The 18,031-nt window shown below is 51.9% G+C and carries 17 protein-coding genes and 1 pseudogene; all 18 read right to left on the bottom strand.

Annotated elements, in window-relative coordinates:
* Window positions 1-81: 81 nt before the first annotated feature.
* Window positions 82-1,512 (bottom strand): tRNA (N6-isopentenyl adenosine(37)-C2)-methylthiotransferase MiaB, encoded by a 1,431-nt coding sequence (miaB, locus tag GPK90_RS11170; protein ID WP_215703009.1) that lies wholly within the window; start codon window positions 1,510-1,512, stop codon window positions 82-84.
* Window positions 1,513-1,595: 83 nt separating this feature from the next.
* Window positions 1,596-2,837, bottom strand: a complete 1,242-nt coding sequence (locus tag GPK90_RS11165) for a glutamate-5-semialdehyde dehydrogenase (protein ID WP_252197431.1) — start codon at window positions 2,835-2,837, stop codon at window positions 1,596-1,598.
* Window positions 2,831-3,454, bottom strand: a complete 624-nt coding sequence (locus tag GPK90_RS11160; RefSeq protein WP_215703007.1) for a 5-formyltetrahydrofolate cyclo-ligase — start codon at window positions 3,452-3,454, stop codon at window positions 2,831-2,833. The genes GPK90_RS11165 and GPK90_RS11160 overlap by 7 nt, the downstream gene beginning before the upstream one ends.
* On the bottom strand, window positions 3,432-3,659 hold the full coding sequence (locus GPK90_RS11155) for a DUF896 domain-containing protein (protein ID WP_118297935.1): 228 nt from the start codon (window positions 3,657-3,659) through the stop codon (window positions 3,432-3,434). The genes GPK90_RS11160 and GPK90_RS11155 overlap by 23 nt, the downstream gene beginning before the upstream one ends.
* Window positions 3,660-3,809: 150 nt before the next feature.
* Entirely contained in the window at window positions 3,810-4,655 is an 846-nt protein-coding gene (gene proB, locus GPK90_RS11150; RefSeq protein ID WP_118297934.1) for a glutamate 5-kinase, read from the bottom strand.
* 70 nt (window positions 4,656-4,725) lie between these two features.
* Window positions 4,726-6,333 carry an NAD(P)/FAD-dependent oxidoreductase gene (locus GPK90_RS11145; protein ID WP_215703006.1) on the bottom strand — a complete coding sequence of 536 codons (1,608 nt, stop codon included), beginning with the start codon at window positions 6,331-6,333 and terminating at the stop codon, window positions 4,726-4,728.
* Window positions 6,245-7,681 (bottom strand): BaiN/RdsA family NAD(P)/FAD-dependent oxidoreductase, encoded by a 1,437-nt coding sequence (locus GPK90_RS11140; protein ID WP_215703005.1) that lies wholly within the window; start codon window positions 7,679-7,681, stop codon window positions 6,245-6,247. The genes GPK90_RS11145 and GPK90_RS11140 overlap by 89 nt, the downstream gene beginning before the upstream one ends.
* 149 nt (window positions 7,682-7,830) lie before the next feature.
* Window positions 7,831-8,238, bottom strand: coding sequence for a hypothetical protein (locus GPK90_RS11135; RefSeq protein WP_118297931.1), 408 nt, complete (start codon window positions 8,236-8,238; stop codon window positions 7,831-7,833).
* Window positions 8,239-8,344: 106 nt separating this feature from the next.
* The gene (locus GPK90_RS11130) at window positions 8,345-10,009 is read right to left on the bottom strand and encodes a polysaccharide biosynthesis protein (protein ID WP_215703004.1); all 1,665 of its coding nucleotides are present in this window, start codon (window positions 10,007-10,009) and stop codon (window positions 8,345-8,347) included.
* Window positions 9,999-11,129: a DUF3048 domain-containing protein gene (locus GPK90_RS11125; RefSeq protein WP_215703003.1), complete on the bottom strand. Its 1,131-nt coding sequence runs from the start codon at window positions 11,127-11,129 to the stop codon at window positions 9,999-10,001. The genes GPK90_RS11130 and GPK90_RS11125 overlap by 11 nt, the downstream gene beginning before the upstream one ends.
* Complete coding sequence (gene ybeY, locus GPK90_RS11120; protein WP_021904350.1) at window positions 11,126-11,623, bottom strand: rRNA maturation RNase YbeY; 498 nt, start codon at window positions 11,621-11,623, stop codon at window positions 11,126-11,128. Before ybeY ends, GPK90_RS11125 begins: the two co-directional genes overlap by 4 nt.
* On the bottom strand, window positions 11,620-12,642 hold the full coding sequence (locus GPK90_RS11115) for a PhoH family protein (protein ID WP_118297927.1): 1,023 nt from the start codon (window positions 12,640-12,642) through the stop codon (window positions 11,620-11,622). Before GPK90_RS11115 ends, ybeY begins: the two co-directional genes overlap by 4 nt.
* Window positions 12,629-13,885, bottom strand: a complete 1,257-nt coding sequence (locus tag GPK90_RS11110) for a sporulation protein YqfD (protein WP_215703002.1) — start codon at window positions 13,883-13,885, stop codon at window positions 12,629-12,631. The genes GPK90_RS11115 and GPK90_RS11110 overlap by 14 nt, the downstream gene beginning before the upstream one ends.
* Window positions 13,878-14,150, bottom strand: a complete 273-nt coding sequence (locus GPK90_RS11105; protein ID WP_215703001.1) for a YabP/YqfC family sporulation protein — start codon at window positions 14,148-14,150, stop codon at window positions 13,878-13,880. The genes GPK90_RS11110 and GPK90_RS11105 overlap by 8 nt, the downstream gene beginning before the upstream one ends.
* Before the next feature lie 307 nt (window positions 14,151-14,457).
* A complete protein-coding gene (locus GPK90_RS11100) occupies window positions 14,458-15,927 on the bottom strand; it encodes a tripartite tricarboxylate transporter permease (RefSeq protein ID WP_215703000.1) in 1,470 nt (489 codons plus the stop codon).
* A gap of 16 nt (window positions 15,928-15,943) precedes the next feature.
* Window positions 15,944-16,408 carry a tripartite tricarboxylate transporter TctB family protein gene (locus tag GPK90_RS11095; protein ID WP_215702999.1) on the bottom strand — a complete coding sequence of 155 codons (465 nt, stop codon included), beginning with the start codon at window positions 16,406-16,408 and terminating at the stop codon, window positions 15,944-15,946.
* Between the two features lie 97 nt (window positions 16,409-16,505).
* Complete coding sequence (locus tag GPK90_RS11090; RefSeq protein WP_215702998.1) at window positions 16,506-17,573, bottom strand: tripartite tricarboxylate transporter substrate binding protein; 1,068 nt, start codon at window positions 17,571-17,573, stop codon at window positions 16,506-16,508.
* A gap of 259 nt (window positions 17,574-17,832) precedes the next feature.
* A pseudogene (locus GPK90_RS19065) lies at window positions 17,833-18,031 on the bottom strand (tripartite tricarboxylate transporter permease); the annotation flags it as partial.

Below are 18,031 nucleotides of genomic sequence, written 5' to 3'. Positions count from 1 at the left end.
CCACGTCTTTTCTCCTATTCCATAACATGCCCACAGCGCCCGAAGCACTCGGCTCCGGGCGTCACATGTTTTTCATCCTTATTATTTAACAAGGGAACCCATATAGTAGAATCCCTTTGCCTCGTCTAAAGAGACATCCACGATCTTTCCGATCAGGGACGCGTCCCCGGCGAAATGTACGACTGTGTTGTTGGAAAGTCTTCCTGTCACAAAGCCGGACTCGTGGGTATCGATCTCCTCCACAAGGACTTTTTGTACCGTTCCCTCATGGCGCTTTACGACCTCTCCCGCAATGTCCTGGACTTCCTTTAACAGGCGGTCAAAACGGTTCTTTACGACATCCTCCGGAACCTGGTTCGGCATGGCCGCCGCCGGAGTTCCGGTGCGCTTGGAGTAGATGAAGGTGAAGGCGCTGTCGTAGCGGACCTTGCGCACCACGTCCATCGTCTCCTCGAAGTCTTCCTCAGTCTCCCCCGGGAATCCCACGATGATATCCGTAGTCAGGGAGATATCCGGGATCGCCGCGCGCAGTTTCTCCACCAGTGCGAGGTACTGTTCCTTCGAATATTTCCGGTTCATGCGCTTTAAGATCTCACTGCTGCCGGACTGGAGCGGCAGATGTAAATGGCTGCAGATCTTCTTCGAATCCCGCATCGTCTCGATCAGCTCGTCGGAGAGATCCTTCGGGTGGGAAGTCATGAAGCGGATGCGCTCCAGTCCTTCGATCTTCTCGACTCTTCTTAAGAGCTCCGCAAAGGTGATCGGATGTTCCAGATTCTTTCCGTAGGAGTTGACGTTCTGTCCGAGAAGCATCACTTCCACAACACCGTCAGCCACAAGCTCTTCGATCTCTTTGATAATGTCCTCCGGCTCTCTGCTCCTCTCGCGTCCGCGCACATACGGCACGATGCAGTAACTGCAGAAGTTATTGCAGCCGAACATGATATTGACGCCGGACTTGAACGGATATTTTCTCTCGACCGGGAGTTCCTCCACGATCTCATTGGTTCCTTCCCAGACATCCACCACCATCTTCTTTTCCATGAAGCGCTCGTAGAGCAGCTCCGCAAGTTTGAAAATGTTGTGGGTTCCGAAGATCAGGTCAACATGGCGGTAACTCTTTTTGATCTTTGCGACAACCTCCGGCTCCTGCATCATGCAGCCGCAGAGTGCGATCATCATATCCGGATTTTTTCTCTTCACGCCGCTCAGATATCCAAGACGGCCATACACCTTTAAGTTCGCGTTCTCACGCACGGTACATGTATTGTAAAGAACGAAATCCGAGTTCTCATCGGCTCCCTCCACATATCCCGCTTCTTTTAAGATCCCAAGGAGCTTTTCGGAGTCTCTGGCATTCATCTGGCACCCGAATGTATTGATAAAACAGGTGAGCGGGCGTCCTTTTTTCGCGCTCTCCGCCTCCACGAGCTTTTTCACCTGTTCCATAAAGTACTGCTGTCTCGCCGGTTCCTCCGTCGGAGCCCCTGCGATGATATTTTTATCTGTCATTCTTATGTTTCTCCAAATTTCTAAATTCAATCCTGAATGATTATAACCAAGATTCTCCGAAAATGCAACCTTGTTGTTTCACCTTACTTCCGGATCTGCCCGTCTCCGTAGATGATGTACTTCGTGGACGTCAGCGCAGGAAGTCCCATCGGACCTCTCGCGTGGAGTTTCTGGGTACTGATCCCGATCTCAGCTCCGAATCCGAATTCGAAGCCGTCGGTGAATCTTGTGGACGCATTGACGTAGACAGCTGCCGCATCCACCTCATTTAGGAATTTCTGGGCATTCTCGTAATCCTTCGTGATGATCGCCTCGGAGTGACCGGTATTGTAGTGGTTGATGTGAGCGATCGCCTCGTCCACGGAATCCACGATCTTGCAGGAAAGGATATAGTCCAGGTACTCTTTCCCCCAGTCTTCCTCCGTCGCCGCCGTAAATTCCGGTACGATCGAGCGGGCGTCCTCATCTGCGCGGATCTCCACGTTCTTCTCATCCAGACGCTTTTTCATGAGCGGCAGGAATTCCTTTGCGATCTTCCGGTGCACCAGTGTGGATTCGCAGGCATTGCAGACGCCGATCCTCTGGGTCTTCGCGTTGAAGATGATGTCGAGCGCCATATCGAGATCTGCACTCTCATCCACATAGATATGGCAGTTTCCGGTTCCGGTCTCGATCACAGGCACTGTGCTGTTCTCCACGACCGTGCGGATCAGTCCGGCCCCGCCTCGCGGGATCAGGACATCGAGATATCCGTTCATCCGCATGAACTCGCGCGCCGTCTCATGGCTCGTATCTTCGATCAGGGCGATCGCATCCTCCGGGATATTTTCCTTCTTCAGTCCATTCCGGATCGCTGCGACGATCGCCTTGTTGGATTCCAGTGCATCGCTCCCGCCGCGGAGGATCACAGCATTTCCTGCTTTAAAGCAGAGAGCGAACGCATCCGCCGTCACATTCGGTCTCGCCTCATAGATGATCCCGATGACGCCTAACGGGACGCGTTTCTGTCCGATCAGCAGTCCGTTCGGGCGTTTTTTCATGGAGATGACCTCACCCACCGGATCGTCCAGTCCGACAACCTGGCGCATGCCTTCCACGATGCCTTCGATGCGTTTATGGTTCAGTTCCAGGCGGTCCACAAGTCCCGGAGCCATTCCTCTCTCCTTCGCTCTCGCAACGTCCGCCGCATTTGCCTTTAAGATCTCGTTCTCCTCATCCAGGATCTCCTGAGCAGCTGCCAGAAGTCCTGCATTCTTTAAATTTGTCCCCATTTTTCCGAGAACATAGGAAGTTTCCTTTGCTTTCTGTCCGATTTCTGTTAACATGGCTGTTCCTCCCTGATCCGTGTTCCGGCATCCCGGTCTTTGCACCGGATCACACGCTTTTCTGTCACGATCAAATCTACATTCTTATCATACGGTCCCACCGGGATCTCCCCGAGGATCTGGAACTCATAGGCCAGCGCGATCGTCATATGACCGTCATGCTGTTCCAGATACCGGTCATAGAATCCGCCGCCTTTTCCCAGACGGGCACCGGTTTCCACAAATCCCATTCCCGGGACCAGGATCGGCGCCGTCCGGAGGATTTCTGATCTGGTCTCATCCGCTTTTCGGCATCCGTTCTTTGGTTCCATGATATGAAATGACCCTTCCGAGAGATCCTGCTCCGACTCCGTCACAAAAAACTCCATCGTCTCCCCGGTAACTTTCGGAAGACAGATGATGTATTTTTGTGCCCGGAGTTCCTCTAGAATCTCCCCGGTCCCCGCCTCCCAGCTCAGGGACGCATATCCATACACAGCTTTCGTTTCTGCAATCTCCGGAAGACCCAGGACGCGTTCCGCGATCTCCCTGTCAAGGATCCTCTTTTCTTCTTCCGGCATCGCTTTCAGACGGCTCCGTATGTCTTTTCTGAGCTCAGCTTTCTGTGTTTCCCACATTTCCGTATTTCTTTCCGAGGTCTGTCACGGAGCCGTCCTTCTCAACGATCGAAATGTTGTTCAGATGGCCTCTGAGACTTGCCTTGATGTCAGCGACATACTGCTTTCTGAGCGCCGCCTGCTCCTCTTTCTCCTCATCCGTAAGTCCTACGGACTGGGATTTATGGTAAAGTTCATTGATTCTGTCGATCTGTTCCTGTTTCATGTAATTTTCTGTCCTCTCTGTTTGTTTCCGGGATCTGCGGTTTCCCCGCTTCCGGAAGGCAGGTTCCTGCCATCTGATGCACACTCACGCGAAGATGATGATCGACGCAAGCGACTGCGCAAGGCACCCGAATATGCCGGGATACCTTTTTTACGCGTGAATACTCTGGATATAATCCAACAGCGCAAATTCGCTGCTCTTATTTGCTTTAAAGAGTGTTCCGATCTCCTCACCCTTTAAGATGCGCCACATGACTTCCACATCGTCTGCGTTCGCGATCACCATGTCGGCACCGCTCTCTGTCGCGATCTTTGCCGCGTGGAGTTTTGTCGCCATTCCTCCGGTTCCGACGTCGCTTCCTGTGGTCCCTTTTCCCATCGCCATAAACTCATCAGTCAGGTCATCCACCTGGCTGATAAATTTTGCATCCGGATTTTTCTTCGGGTCATCCGTGTAGAGCCCGTCGATGTCGGAGAGAAGGAATAACAGATCTCCCTCGACAAGAGCCGCAACGATGGCGGAAAGGCGGTCATTATCACCGAATTTGATCTCATATGTAGATACGGTATCGTTCTCGTTTACGATCGGCACCGTTCCGAGTTTTAGAAGTTCATTGAACGTATTTTTCGCGTTTGCGCGGGAAGTATCGTCCAGGATCGTCGCCTTTGTGATCAGGATCTGTGCCGCCGTCTGGTTGTACTCGGAAAAGAGTTTCTGATATACCATCATGAGGCGTGCCTGACCGACCGCCGCGTAAGCCTGTTTCTCGGCAACCGTCTCCGGCTTCTTTCCGCCGAGCGTCTGGCGCCCCGTCGCGATCGCACCGGAGGAGACAAGGATCACTTCTTTTCCCATTCCTCTCATATCGCTGATGACGCGGACCAGTTTCTCGATCTTTGCAAGGTTCAGGTCTCCGGTCTCCGCATGTGTCAATGAGGAAGATCCGATTTTGATCACGATCCTCTTTTTATCTTTTAATAATTCTCTCTCTGTCATATGAAAGTCCCCTTTCCAACGGAATCAGGCAGTACCGCCTTTTTCTCCGGCGCACTGCCGCTTTTACAGTTTAACCTACCGCTGCATACCGCTTGATGATCTCTTCCGCAACCTTCAGGCCGTCCATGGCCGCCGATGTGATCCCTCCGGCGTACCCGGCTCCCTCGCCGCATGGATAAAGCCCCTTTAAACTGCTCTGAAGGCTCTCATCGCGGCAGATCCTGAGCGGTGATGACGTACGGCTCTCGATTCCTGCAAGGACAGCGTCCGCCCGGTCGAATCCTCTGATCCGTCTTCCGAACTGCTCCATCCCTTCAAGAAACGCTCCGTTTAAGGCCTCTGGCATCAGTTCCCGCAGGTTCGCGAAGGAATATCCCCCGCAGAACACAGGTTTCACATCTCCCAGGGCCACCGTCGGTCGGTTTGCGGCGAAATCGCCGTAGAGCTGGACGGGGATCTTTCCTCCGCCGAGCGCGAATGCACGCTCTTCCAGGGTTCTCTGGAATGCGATGCCGCCCAAAGGACCGGCTGTCGGGAAATCCGCCGGAGTGACCGCCACGATCAGGGCACTGTTTGCGATGCCGCTGTCCCGCTTAAAATTACTCATTCCGTTGACCGCCAGTCGCCCTTTTTCCGATGAGGCATTCACCACCATTCCTCCCGGACACATGCAGAACGAGTAGACGCCGCGGCCGCTGGTTGTCTTCGCGGTCACTTTATACGGCGCGGCGCCGAGTTTTCCGGCGTCCTCCAGCCCGTACTGGTTCCGGTTGATCTGCGCCTGCGGATGCTGGATCCTGAGTCCCACCGCAAACGGCTTCGGCTCCATAAAGACCTTCATCCTGTCAAGTTTCTCAAAAAGATCTCTGGCACTGTGTCCCACAGAGAGGATCACCTGCTCCGTCCCGATCACGGTCCCATCTGCGAGCTTTACTCCGGAAACTCTGCCGTTTTCCTCCAGGATCTCCGTGACTTCCGAGCGGAAATGGACCTCTCCGCCTCCGGCGATGATCCTGTTTCTCAAATTTCTGACCACTTCTCTCAGCACGTCGGTCCCGATGTGAGGTGCATGGTCATAAAGGATCGACGGATCCGCCCCCATCTCCACAAAGGTGGAGAGGACTTTTCCGTTCCTTCCCGAAGTATCTTTTACAAGTGTATTTAGCTTTCCGTCTGAGAATGTTCCGGCTCCGCCCTCACCAAACTGGACGTTCGAGCGAATATCGAGCGCCGGATCCCCGTTTTTCCAGAAATCCTCTACTTTTTTCGTTCTCTCCTCAACGGCATCTCCCTGTTCAAAAAGGATCGGGGCATAGCCGTTTTCGGCGAGTGCCAGCGCTGCGAACATCCCGGCAGGACCTGCCCCGATGATCACCGGGCGCTTTCTCATCTCCTGCGTTCCATGTTCCGGGTACGCATATAGTTTCGAGTCTTCTGCCCGGACATTCTGGTTTGCCGCCTTTTTGATGACTGCTGCCTCTTTTTTTCCGCCTGCAAGTGTCACATCCACAATATAACTGAACAGCAGATTCGGCTTCTTTCTCGCGTCGATGGAGCGGTGGACGATCTGGATCTCCCCGATCGCCGATTCATCGATTTTTAAGAGCTTTGCCGCCTTTTTCTTTATCGCCTCTTCCGCGTGATCCACGGGAAGTGTGAGCTGATTGATCCGGATCATATGTATGTTTTTTCCTTTCCTGTCTTCCCCGGGCTCTGTTCCCTTCCGATCCGGAGAATTTCACCTGTTTTTCCTGTCCCCGGACAGTTTTTCTGTATCCTTGGACGACCCCTGCGGCTGCATGAGATCCGGCTGCATATCCGGATGACCATGCCCACTGCAGGTTGTATCCGCCGCAGATCCCATCGACATCCAGAAGCTCCCCGACCATGTAAAGTCCGGGAACGCGTTTTGACTGCATAGTTTCCGCTTCTATCTCTGTTGTATCGACACCGCCGGCACAGATCTGGGCCTGTTCAAAAGGATTTGTCTCCTTCACCGGGATCACAAACTCCCGAATCACAGAAACCAGACTGTTCAGCTCCTCTTTCGTCAAGAGTCCCGCCTGTCTTTCGGGCCGGATCTTTGCCGCTTTTAAGAGCACCGACGCGAGTTTCTTATTAAAAATACCGTTTAAAAATGTCTCGGCAGTTTCCCCCGAAAGGCAGGATCTCTGCTCCTTCAAAAGATCCTGGACTTCTTCTTCATCCAGATCCGGCAGAAAGTTCAGGACTGCAGACACCTTCTGCTTCCGATCCAAAAGCTTCGCCGCATACCTGCTCACCTGGAATACCGGGATGCCCGAGATCCCGTAGTCCGTGATCTGGAGTTCTCCCCGGTCTTTTGCCGCTGTCTTTCCGTCCCCGGTCCGGATCTCCACAAGGCAGTCCGTCCGGACTCCGGAGGCTTTCGGGAGGAGATTTCCTTCGCATTTCAGCTGGACAAGCGCCGGGAGCGGCTTGATGATCCGGTGTCCAAACTGTCTCGCGAGCTCATAGCCGCTTCCGTCGGATCCTGTTCCTTTCGCCGCCATGGAACCGCACGCCAAGATCAGGAAATCACCTGTATAGATCCCACGGTCTGTCTCGACCGAAAAACGGTCTTTCTGTCTTTTCGCGTTCCGGACTTCACATTCCGTAATGATCCGGACTCCCGCACGGTCCGCTCCCCGGAGCAGTGCATCGAGGACCGTCTGCGCCTGACCGGACATCGGATATATATAGCCGCCGCGGTCCATCGTCAGGACACCAAGTTCCCGGAAGAACGCTGTCGCGGCTGACGGTGGAAAATTCCGGATGGCAGCTGTTTCAAATCCGCTCTGATCACTCCTGTAGCAGGACGGATCCATATAGAGGTTTGTCAGGTTGCACTTGCCGTTTCCCGTTGACAGGATCTTTTTCCCCGGTCGGGCCGTGTGCTCCAGGACCGTCACATCCGCACCCTGTTTTGCCGCAGTGATCGCGGCCATAAGTCCTGATGCACCGCCGCCGATGATGATCCCTTTCCGTCCTCTGAAACTTTCCGCCATTCTATCTCTCCCCTGTACCTGATTTACGGCAACCGTTCATCTGTGCGACGATCCGCGCATGGAACCCGATCACAGATCATCCGGGGATCATCCCGCCGAACGGTTACAATTTATATTAGTATATCGACCTGAACGCAAAATTTCAAGTATCAACTGCTGTAAGATTCCAGATAACTGAATATTTCTGCCATTGTCGGAAACCAGATCCCGGTCATCAGCCGTTCCTGTTCTTCCTCCGGAAATTCTGCGAGCGGCATGTGGGTAAAGAGATCCGTGGTCTCTTTTCCCTTATCGTATACGATCAGATATCCTTCCTCGGCAACAAGAAAATATCGTTCTTCGTCCTCCGCCATCGTCTCATGTTCCACCTGTTCCTGGTTTAAGACCACATGGATCTCCTCCGTCTCCTTCGCGAAGACCGGCTCTTCCACAGACTGCTGCATCTGTACCTCCTCTGTTCCCCGGGCTTCCTCCCCCGCAGTCATAAGGAACAGCGTGATCAGGCTGGCGGATGTCAGAAAGAAAAAGAAAAGAAAGCAGGATACATACTTTTTCATAGGAATATTCCTCCTTTTATGAAAGTATCTGCTTTCTTTTTCTTTTTTAAACATATATTTTTATTTAACAGGAAATTCCGATGGAACTTCCCGTTAAATAAAAATTTTACATTAAATGAAGCTTTCTGAACACCCTGAGAAGTTTCGTTCCGCCCGGCATGGTCTTAAGTTCCGCCGCAGACAGGGCGCCAAGCTTGATCAGGAGCACACCGTAAACGATCACTGCAACCATCATCGCAAACATCGTAGAAAGCGCATTGCTCTTTACCGCGAGATGCACAAGCTGATAGGAGCCAAACGCAAAGAGTCCCATCACTGCAGAAGCGATCACCGGGATCACAACGGTCTTTTTCATCTCCTGCCGGTAACCGAGAAGATTCCGGATGGATCTCGCATTCATCAGGCACATGAACACCGCGAACAGGATATTCGCAAATACCATGCTGTAGATTCCCATATGGAATCCCAGCGCCATGATCTCAAGTGCGATCAGATGGAGGACAAGGGAGATCACCGCGTGAAAGATCGGAAGACGCATTTTGTCGATTCCCTGAAGGATCGCGTTCGTCACCGTAGAGACGGAGTAAAATACGACCGCAAGAGAACCGTAGATCGTCATCCGGATCGCCAGAGTATTATCTCCAGAGAACAGCAGGTTATTCACCGGTCCCGCAAGTACCGTAAGTCCCACAGTGGACGGGATCGCCACAAAGCAGGAGAAACGGATCGCAGATGCCACGCGCTCTCTCACAAGCTTTTTGTCTCCCATCGCCACTGCCCTGGATACGGACGGGATCAGGGAGGACGAAAGGGCATTGGAAATCGCCATCGGCACATTGATCAGCAGATGGTATTTTCCTGTATACACTCCCCAGATGGAGGCAAATTCATCTCCCTGTCCGAGAGTCTTAAAGTTGTATGCGAGGATCCCGTTATCCAGCACGCTGTTTAAGTTGTAGATCGCGGAACTCAGGATAACCGGAACGACCGTGAAGAACAGGACTCTCGTGATCTCCTTATAGCTCTCCACAAATTCCGTCTGATCCCTGCGGATCTGACGTCTGCGGACGTTTCTGCTGATCGCAAAGAGGAAAAGCAGAAAGATCAGCGCCGTGAAGGCGCCCGCACCTGTACCGATCGTTCCTCCGGCAGCTCCCCAGGCGTTGGAATAGCCGGTTCCTGTCTGGTTCTTTAATACTTCTGTCTTTAACGCCTCGTTAAAGAGAAAGCTTCCTGCAGCCACGCTGATGATGGCATTTACGATCTGTTCAAAGACCTGGGAAAAGGCCGTTGGCACCATGGTTCCCTGTCCCTGGAAATATCCGCGGAACACACCGAGATACGCCATGATCCAGACCGTCGGGGCTAATGTCTTTAATGCAAATGCCGCATAAGGCATAAAGAATACGTCTCTCGCAAAGAAATCAGCGCCGAACCAGATCACTGCGGCCGCAAATGCACCAACGATCGTTGCATAGCAGAGTGCCGCGCGCAGGACCCTCGCGGCGTTCCGGTATTGTTTTCCTGCAAGTCTCGCGGAAACCATCTTCGACACGGCGAGCGGCAGGCTGTAGGAGGACAGGAGCAGCGCAATATTGTATACATTAAACGCAGTTCCATAATACCCCATTCCCTCATCGCCGATGATGTTGATCATCGGGATGCGGTACGCGATACCGATGATCCTCACCACGATGGACGCCACCGCCAGGATACTTCCCTGGACGACGAAATTGGATTCCTTCTTCTTTTTCTGTCTGTTACTTTCCATAAATTTCAGCTTTATCGAACCTGTCTGCTCCTACAATGCAGATCCAGGTCTTTCCTTTGTTAAGCATAACTTCCTTTCCTTCAGAGTCATAGTAGCGGGTCGGTCCGAAGTCCCCATCCTTTTTCCAGGAGACCGGAACGCACTTTCCGCCTGTAAAGACATAACCCGCTCCGCCTTTGTGGACGTTGATGTTGAGATAATCGGTGCTGGCGTAATGTCCCCACTCCACGTACTGGAAGATCACGTTCCTGACAGCGATCTGGCCGCCGTCTCCGTTGTGCTTTCCGCCGTACTGGAACCGGTAATATTTTCCGTCTCCCTCATTGTACTCAAACCACGGATTGTTCATCGCATAGGACGGATAGAACTTATACGCGTCCTTTGCGTCTGATTCTGCCGGGACATAAGCGTTTTTTGAGAACTGGAAGTGTCCGCTGTAGGTATCGCTGTAGGAAGTGCGGTAGCCCAGCTGACCGATGGTCTTGTTTAATTTCGCGCCGCTTGTGTAGGCGTTATGCGGTGCCTTCTTGTCCTTTGTGCGGTAGAACGCATTTCCGCCTGTGCCATCGACACCGTTGATGTTGTCCACATTTTTCAGATACGGAACTGCGAAGGTGCTCTGTCCGTAGTGGGCATAGATCGCATCGTACTCTCTCGCGAAATATGTATAGTAGGTACGGCAGCTTCTGACGGAACCGATCCGCTCGATATCATCATAGTCCTCGAAGATCGCCATGTAGCGGTTCATATCGCCCTCCACCGGCGCCTCGTAGACAACATCCGCCCGGTTGATGCCGTACTGGGGCAGAGATGCTTTATCATTGCTCATCATGACCGCAACAGGGCGTCTGTTAGCTTTCGCCACATCCACCATCTCACCGGTCAGGTAACTCTGGATCTTTCCGTCGACTTCTTTGCGTTCCTCCGGACCTTCCGGTTCCGTCTCCGCCTCCGTCGTCGGCTCTGTCTCGAGGACGATCGTTTTTGTCTCCTCTGGCGTCTCTGTCTCCACCTCCGTCGTCGCGGCTGTTTCCTCCGCTTTCTTCCCGCATCCGGAGAGCGCTGCCGCTGCCATCATGATTCCAATACCAATAATAAATGCTCTGCCCCGTTTTCTCATCTCCTGTAACCTCTCCGTTCCAGAATTTCTCTCTGCATGTCCTCCATCTGGATCCGCTCCTCATCCTCCATATGGTCGTAGCCGGATAAATGAAGCATGCTGTGCGCTACTAAGAATGCCAGTTCTCTCGTCTGAGAGTGGCCATACTTCTCAGCCTGCTCTTTCACCTTATCCACGGAAATTACAATATCCCCCATAAGTAATTCCCCTGTATCCGGGTCGAAGTATTCCTCCGGCGTCTCTTCCAGATGGGAAAAGTCGCCCGGTGTCTCAAAATCACACATCGGGAACGACAAAACGTCTGTCGGGTTGTCGATCCCGCGCATGTCAAGATTGATCTGGTGGATCCCGGCGTTGTCCGTCAGGAGGACATTCACCTCCGCGTCATACGGGCATTCCACGTAATCCAGGGATTCCTCGATCACATTTTTTATGATCTCCTCGTACGGGAGATCCAGCTTTTCTTCCGCTTCGTACTCCACTGTCACTGTCATCTCTGTTCCCGTCCTTCCCGGCCGTCCTTCTGATGTTCCCCGCGAGATCTTCTCTCCGGTTTCTCACGGCCTTCATATTCATCATATGCTTTTACGATCTTCTGAACAAGCGGATGTCTGACCACGTCCTCGTTTGAGAAACGGCAGATCCCGATATCGTCGATATTCTTTAATACTTTAAGCGCCACATCAAGCCCCGACACCTGACCGGCAGGCAGGTCTTTCTGGGACTGGTCGCCGGTGATGATGACCTTGGAACCGAAACCGATCCTCGTCAGGAACATCTTCATCTGGGCCTGGGTCGTGTTCTGGGCCTCATCCAGGATGATGAACGCGTTGTCCAGGGTTCGTCCGCGCATGTACGCGAGAGGCGCCACTTCGATCAGGCCTTTCTCCGAATTGTGGAGGTAGCTGTCCGCGCCCATGATCTGGTAAAGAGCGTCGTAGAGCGGGCGCAGATACGGGTCGATCTTACTCTGCAGGTCGCCCGGAAGAAAGCCAAGCTTCTCTCCCGCCTCGATCGCCGGGCGCGTCAGGATGATCCTGCCAACCTCCCCGTTTTTGAAGGCCTGGATCGCCATGGACATACCGAGGTATGTCTTTCCGGTTCCCGCAGGGCCGACGCCGAACACGATCATCTTTTTCCTGATCAGGTCGATATACTGTTTCTGTCCCAATGTCTTCGGTTTTACCGGTTTTCCGTTTATGGTATGGCAGATGATATCGCGGTCCAGGGAAAGCATTTCCGTATCCTTATCGTCAAAGGAGAGCGCCAGAGCGTAGTCCACGTTCTGTTCCCCGATCTCCTCGCCGCGCTTCGAGAGCTCCAGCAGTGTCGAAAACACGCTCTTTGCGCGCTTTACTGCGTGATCCGGTCCGATGACCTTGATCTCTCCGTCACGCGCCACCATGGATACGTGAAGTGTCCGCTCAATTTTTTTCAGATAACTGTCAAACTGTCCGCAGACTTTCCGTTCATGTTCTGCCGGAATGTCTATGATTGTCTCAATGATGCTCATCTAATGTCTGAATCTCCTCCTGATCTTCCGGGATGGGGGAGCTTTTCGTGATGTCCTCCACCACCGTCAGTGTTCCATGGATCTTCCAGTGGGATCCACTTCTCTCTATTTTAACATCACTACCAAGGATTTGTATACCTTTTTCCGTAAGATTTTGCATATATTCGTTCAAATAACGGTCCGCAGCGTCTGATACTTCCGTTTTTGTGAGGACTTTTTCATAGGGGACATATTCCCTGGCGGTGAGGATCCCGACGTAGACCGGAAGGTAAAAATTTTCCGAAAGTCTGAGCTGGGTCTCCTCCATAAAAAGTTCCCAGGTGCTTTCTTTTTTTAAGTCCGGCATCAGAAAATAAAATTCTGCGCCGGCAAATTTCAAAAAGAGTCCCCGGCGTTTCTTTCCCGTCGCTGCACGGATCTCCTCCGTCTCCGGGATCGTCCACCCGGCAGTCTTTGTCGTCTCAGCATATATTTCCGCATCCGCATGCACCTTATTTGTCTTTACGAGCGTCTCCGAGTCGTCGTAGATCGGAAGTTTCCCCGATACCAGGATATCACCAGCCGCCACCGTGTCACCGGCTTTCACGCACGCGATCCCGGTTCGCACGATCATTTTTATCACGGTACCGTCCGCTTTCGCCGCAAGATTACAGGGCGTCTCCGGCTCTTTTTCTGCTTTCAGGATCCCGTCATTTTCCCGGATATGGACGGTAAGTCTTGTGCCGGTGAGTTCCGCGGACACCCAGCTGATCTCCGGAAAAGCGTTCCGGATCCTGTTTTCCAGGTCCGCACAGGAGATTTCGCTCTTTCTCATCCCGCACCGGACCGGGACTGCGTCTATGAAGTGCAGCAGTGTCTCATCCGTAAACCGGCAGTTTCCGTCAAAGGAGATGTCCCACACATAAAAAGATGAGACGAAGATCAGCAGAAAAAAAGCAGCAAGTCCTCCGACCCAGAGGCTCCGGCGGCGGCCGGTGATCATCCAGAAGGGAAGTCCGTGTTTCTCTGTGATCCTCAGGCGAACCCCGGTCTTTTCGGCAATAGATTTTAAGTGTTTAAAATCCCGAGGCATGATCTTAAAGTACACGGACCGTTTTCCTCCGCACTTCTTCTCTCTTTCTTCAGTCTCGATGTCCCAGATCTCAATTTCTCTCTGGGCCGCAATATTAAAAAAGCGCTCCATCCCTCTCCCCTCGATCCGGACTTTCACGCTTCCCTCCCGCATATCTTTTAATCTATTCAAACCGGATCACCTCCAGGCGGCCGGATATTTTCATCTCATCCTTATCATAATAGCAGATCTTTAACTTCTTTCCCGAAACAAAGAGAATATAATGCCTGCACTGGATCCGGATCTCCGTATCCGTGTATACAAGAATACTCCTGTAATTTTCAATATGTACCGCCCGCGTCCCGATGAACGTCAGGAGTGTCTCCCCGCCCACCGCATCCGCGAACACACCCGCGGAGTCCAGCCGGGGAAAGCCGCCCTTTTTCTGCTCTCTCATATCATGCTCCGCCGGATCATGCCTTACAGAAGTTTATGTACAGTTCCTTTTTATTATTCCAGGAGAACAAAGAATGTTCCTAAATAAGAATGTGCCTTGGCACATTCTCGCGCCGAGCGCGGTCGCTTGCGACAACCTTCATCTTCGCGCGAGTGCGCATCTTAGGCACGCAGTGCCTTTTTGTTTAACAGGAAGTTCCATCGGAATTTCCTGTTAAATAAAAAAACCGCACCCACTCTCCGGCACATAGCCGAAAAGCAGATGCGGTTATAATGTTCATTTTCAACCGTAAAATGCGGTTTTTCCGTTAGTTTTTCTTCTTGAGCTGTCCGCGCACTGCACCAAAAAGTGTGAATGCGATCAGCGCCAGGAAGAACCAGCAGATCGGGGTGTTAAAGAATACGACCGGGTTACCACTGGACTTTAACAGTGCAGTACGGAAATTCTTCTCAGCCATCGGCCCTAAGATCAGACCGAGGATCGCCGGGCTTGTCGGAATCTTTACTTTACCCATGAGCCAGCCGATGACACCTGCGATCAGCATCGTTCCTACATCGTAGAAGTTGCTTCTCATCGCATAGCTTCCGACTACGCAGAGGATGAAGATGATCGGAGTTAAGATCGTCTTCGGAACGCTCAATACCTTTGTGAAAAGGCGGATGCAGGAGAATCCAAGGAGTACCATGATCGTGTTGGCAACGAACATTCCAAGGAAGATCGTGTATACAAGAACCTTGTTTGTCTTGAAAAGCATCGGTCCCGGGGTAAGACCCTGGATCGTCAGTGCGCCGATCATGATCGCTGCTACGGCATCACCAGGAACACCGAGTGTCAGCATCGGGATCATTGCACCGCCGGTAACACCGTTGTTTCCGCCCTCGGAAGCAGCAACGGCCTCCGGGCTTCCTTTACCGAACAGTTCCGGATGTTTTGACATTCCGCGGGCTGTGTTGTATCCAACGAAGGATCCGATATCGGCACCTGCACCAGGGATGATACCGATCATGGTTCCGATGAGACCGGTAACCGGAGCAACGCGAAGGATCGTCTTCACATCCTCCTTTGTCGGAAGAAGTCTTGTTACGCTCGCATCGATCTCATCGGTGCTGTAGATATCCTCGATGGTCTCGAAAGCCTGGCTCATCGCGAAGAGACCGATCATAACCGGGATGTACTGGATACCGGAGAGAAGGTTTGCGTTGTCTGTGAAACGGATGTAGCTTGTTACACTGTCGATACCGACAGTAGCTGTTAAGATTCCTAAGAATCCGCAGATCAGGCCCTTTGCCATATTCTCGCCGGAGATGTTGGCAATGATACAGAGTCCGAATACCGCGAGTAAGAAGAACTCAGCAGAGCTGAACTTTAATGCAAGCTTCGCAAGCTGCGGGCTGATGAGCCATAAGCAGAGAACGCTGACAACACCGCCCACATAACTGGAAAGTGTTGCGATACCGAGTGCACGTCCTGCCTCACCGCGCTTGGAGAACTGATATCCATCGATAGCGGTTGCAGCGGAGGCCGGTGTACCCGGTGTATGTAAAAGGATCGCGGAAATAGATCCGCCATAGATTGCTCCCACGTAAATTCCAAGTAACATGAGGATACCTGCTGTGGCATCCATACCGAATGTAAGCGGCAGAAGAAGGGCTACACCCATAGTTGCGGTAAGTCCCGGCAGTGCTCCGATACAGATTCCGGCTGCTACACCTACGATCATGTAGAACAGTACCATGGGGCTGAACGCGCTCTGAAATACTTCTAAAAAGAAACTCATTCTGCTACCCCTTTCTTTAAATGCTGAACATACCGAAGTCGATCGGCACATTCAGGAAGTTCTTGAATACAAAGTAGATTGCCAGGATCACGATCACAGAGATCAGTGCATTTTTCCAGATCGCTCCCTTATGGAACCACTGGATAAAGCCGAATAACATGATAACGGACGGAATGATAAATCCAAGTGTGGATAATACCAGCATGTATACAAGCAGGATCGCCATGGAAATGTATACACGTTTTGTACCCGGTGTCCACATCGGAAGCTCCGGGAACTGGTCTTTTTTCATCATCAGTGTCACAACGATCAGACCAACGGAACAGATCAGAAGAAGCGCCGCGATGATCCCCGGCCAGAGTCCCGGGCCCGGAACACCTGTGCCGTAAACTTCTGCTCTCGGATATCCGAGACAGGTAACGATCACATAGACAGCGACTGCCGCGCAGATCAGACCTGCAATAATATTTCCTTTTCTCATATTGAAACTCCATTCTAAAACAACTGTCCGGCAGCGGTTTGCTGCTCCGGACAAAACAAGGGAGTGGTTCCCCACTCCCCTTTGAGCCGGTTTGATATTACTGTACTTTCAGACCAAGATCTGTAACCAGAGCTGTGTATGTCTCAAGGTCAGATTTGATACGCTCCTCGAATGTAGCGCCGTCAAGAACGTCGATCACGTTGTTGGACTTGTTCATGAAGTCAACGAACGCGTCAGACTCTGCTGCCTGAGAGAAGATCTCATAGAGCTGTTCAACAACCTCGTCCGGAGTATCCTTCGGAACGCCAAGACCTCTCCATGTACCAAGAACTACATTGTAACCAGCTTCCTGGCATGTCGGAACGTCCGGAATGGAATCAAGACGTTTGTCGTTCATAACTGCAAGAACCTTTAAGTCACCGGACTCAACGTAGTTAGCAACCTCAGCGTAGGAAACTGCTACTGCGTCGATGTGCTCACCAAGAAGGTCTGTGATCGCACCTGCTGCTCCATCATAAGCAACGTGTTTGAACTGAGCGCCTGTCTCTTTTGCAAGACCTGCTGCTGCAAGGTGCCAGATCGCGCCGTTACCGGAGTTACCCATGGAAACCTCGTTCTCTTTTGCGTAGTTGATGAAGTCTTCGATCGTGTTGAAGCGATCATCCTTAGCGTTTACTGTGATAGCTGCGCATGCGCTGTTTACCATCATGATCGGTTTGAACATGGAATATGTAAGACCAGCGTTTGTTCCCATAGCCTCAAGAGTTGCAAGCTCTACAGTGATCATGGTAACGGTTGTGCCATCAGCCTTAGCGTTTGCACCAGCGAGCATACCGGTTGCTCCGCCGCCGCCGGAACGGTTCTCTACGGAGATGTTCTTGAAGGAACCCTTCGCTGCGTCTGCTAAAGCACGCATAACTGTATCGGTACCGCCGCCTGCATCGTAAGGAACGATACATGTAACTGTTTTATCCTTCCATGCGGATGTGTCAACGCCAGAAGCTGCTGCCTCTGTTGCTGCCCCCTCAGCTGCTGCAGTTGTCTCTGTTTTTGCTGCCTCTGTCGCTGCTGCAGTTGTCTCTGTTTTGCTGGAGCTGCTTCCGCAAGCTGTCAGGGAGAGAGCCATAGCTGCTGCCATTGCGAGCGATACTACTCTTTTTCTCATAAAACTACTCCTTTTCTTTCCTAATACTTTCTTAACGATTTTTTAGGATTCTTTATGAAATTTTTACAAAAGATATTTTAGCCGTTTGTGAACAAATTGTCAACGCCTTTCTGGCGCTATTTACAAAAGATAGTTTCGTTTTTCCTTTGTTTTTCATGATTTTTGTAAGTTTTAGACAAAAAAATGTTCTGCCCGCTGGAAATGAATTCCGGATCCGGGCAGAACATGGTCAATTTTTATGCAATATTTTTTTCAGCTGTCATTCTGCTTTCTTCTTTAGCTTTATCTGGCTGCGCACTGCACCGATGAGAGTAAATGCGATCAGTGCCAGGAAGAACCAGCAGATCGGGGTATTAAAGAATACGCCGACATTACCGCTGGACTTTAAGAGTGCGGTACGGAAGTTCTTCTCCGCCATCGGTCCAAGGATCAGGCCAAGGATCGCCGGGCTTGTCGGG

Origin of the sequence: Clostridium sp. MCC344 (genome assembly GCF_018785365.1) — a bacterium.
GTDB lineage: Bacteria > Bacillota > Clostridia > Lachnospirales > Lachnospiraceae > Pilosibacter.
Note: the sequence above shows the minus strand (reverse complement) of the source record. Positions and strands in the feature narration are given on the sequence as shown.

What these genes read in the sequence shown, in the direction of transcription:
- miaB (WP_215703009.1), bottom strand. Translation starts at nt 1,512, where the DNA reads ATGACAGATAAAAATATCATCGCAGGGGCTCCGACGGAGGAACCGGCG.
- GPK90_RS11140 (WP_215703005.1), bottom strand. Translation starts at nt 7,681, where the DNA reads ATGGCGGAAAGTTTCAGAGGACGGAAAGGGATCATCATCGGCGGCGGT.
- GPK90_RS11100 (WP_215703000.1), bottom strand. Translation starts at nt 15,927, where the DNA reads ATGAGTTTCTTTTTAGAAGTATTTCAGAGCGCGTTCAGCCCCATGGTA.
- GPK90_RS11155 (WP_118297935.1), bottom strand. Translation starts at nt 3,659, where the DNA reads ATGAAACAGGAACAGATCGACAGAATCAATGAACTTTACCATAAATCC.
- proB (WP_118297934.1), bottom strand. Translation starts at nt 4,655, where the DNA reads ATGACAGAGAGAGAATTATTAAAAGATAAAAAGAGGATCGTGATCAAA.
- GPK90_RS11145 (WP_215703006.1), bottom strand. Translation starts at nt 6,333, where the DNA reads ATGATCCGGATCAATCAGCTCACACTTCCCGTGGATCACGCGGAAGAG.
- GPK90_RS11130 (WP_215703004.1), bottom strand. Translation starts at nt 10,009, where the DNA reads ATGGAAAGTAACAGACAGAAAAAGAAGAAGGAATCCAATTTCGTCGTC.
- ybeY (WP_021904350.1), bottom strand. Translation starts at nt 11,623, where the DNA reads ATGACAGTGACAGTGGAGTACGAAGCGGAAGAAAAGCTGGATCTCCCG.
- GPK90_RS11160 (WP_215703007.1), bottom strand. Translation starts at nt 3,454, where the DNA reads ATGTGGGAAACACAGAAAGCTGAGCTCAGAAAAGACATACGGAGCCGT.
- GPK90_RS11115 (WP_118297927.1), bottom strand. Translation starts at nt 12,642, where the DNA reads ATGAGCATCATTGAGACAATCATAGACATTCCGGCAGAACATGAACGG.
- GPK90_RS11090 (WP_215702998.1), bottom strand. Translation starts at nt 17,573, where the DNA reads ATGAGAAAAAGAGTAGTATCGCTCGCAATGGCAGCAGCTATGGCTCTC.
- GPK90_RS11165 (WP_252197431.1), bottom strand. Translation starts at nt 2,837, where the DNA reads ATGTTAACAGAAATCGGACAGAAAGCAAAGGAAACTTCCTATGTTCTC.
- GPK90_RS11125 (WP_215703003.1), bottom strand. Translation starts at nt 11,129, where the DNA reads ATGAGAAAACGGGGCAGAGCATTTATTATTGGTATTGGAATCATGATG.
- GPK90_RS11095 (WP_215702999.1), bottom strand. Translation starts at nt 16,408, where the DNA reads ATGAGAAAAGGAAATATTATTGCAGGTCTGATCTGCGCGGCAGTCGCT.
- GPK90_RS11135 (WP_118297931.1), bottom strand. Translation starts at nt 8,238, where the DNA reads ATGAAAAAGTATGTATCCTGCTTTCTTTTCTTTTTCTTTCTGACATCC.
- GPK90_RS11105 (WP_215703001.1), bottom strand. Translation starts at nt 14,150, where the DNA reads ATGAGAGAGCAGAAAAAGGGCGGCTTTCCCCGGCTGGACTCCGCGGGT.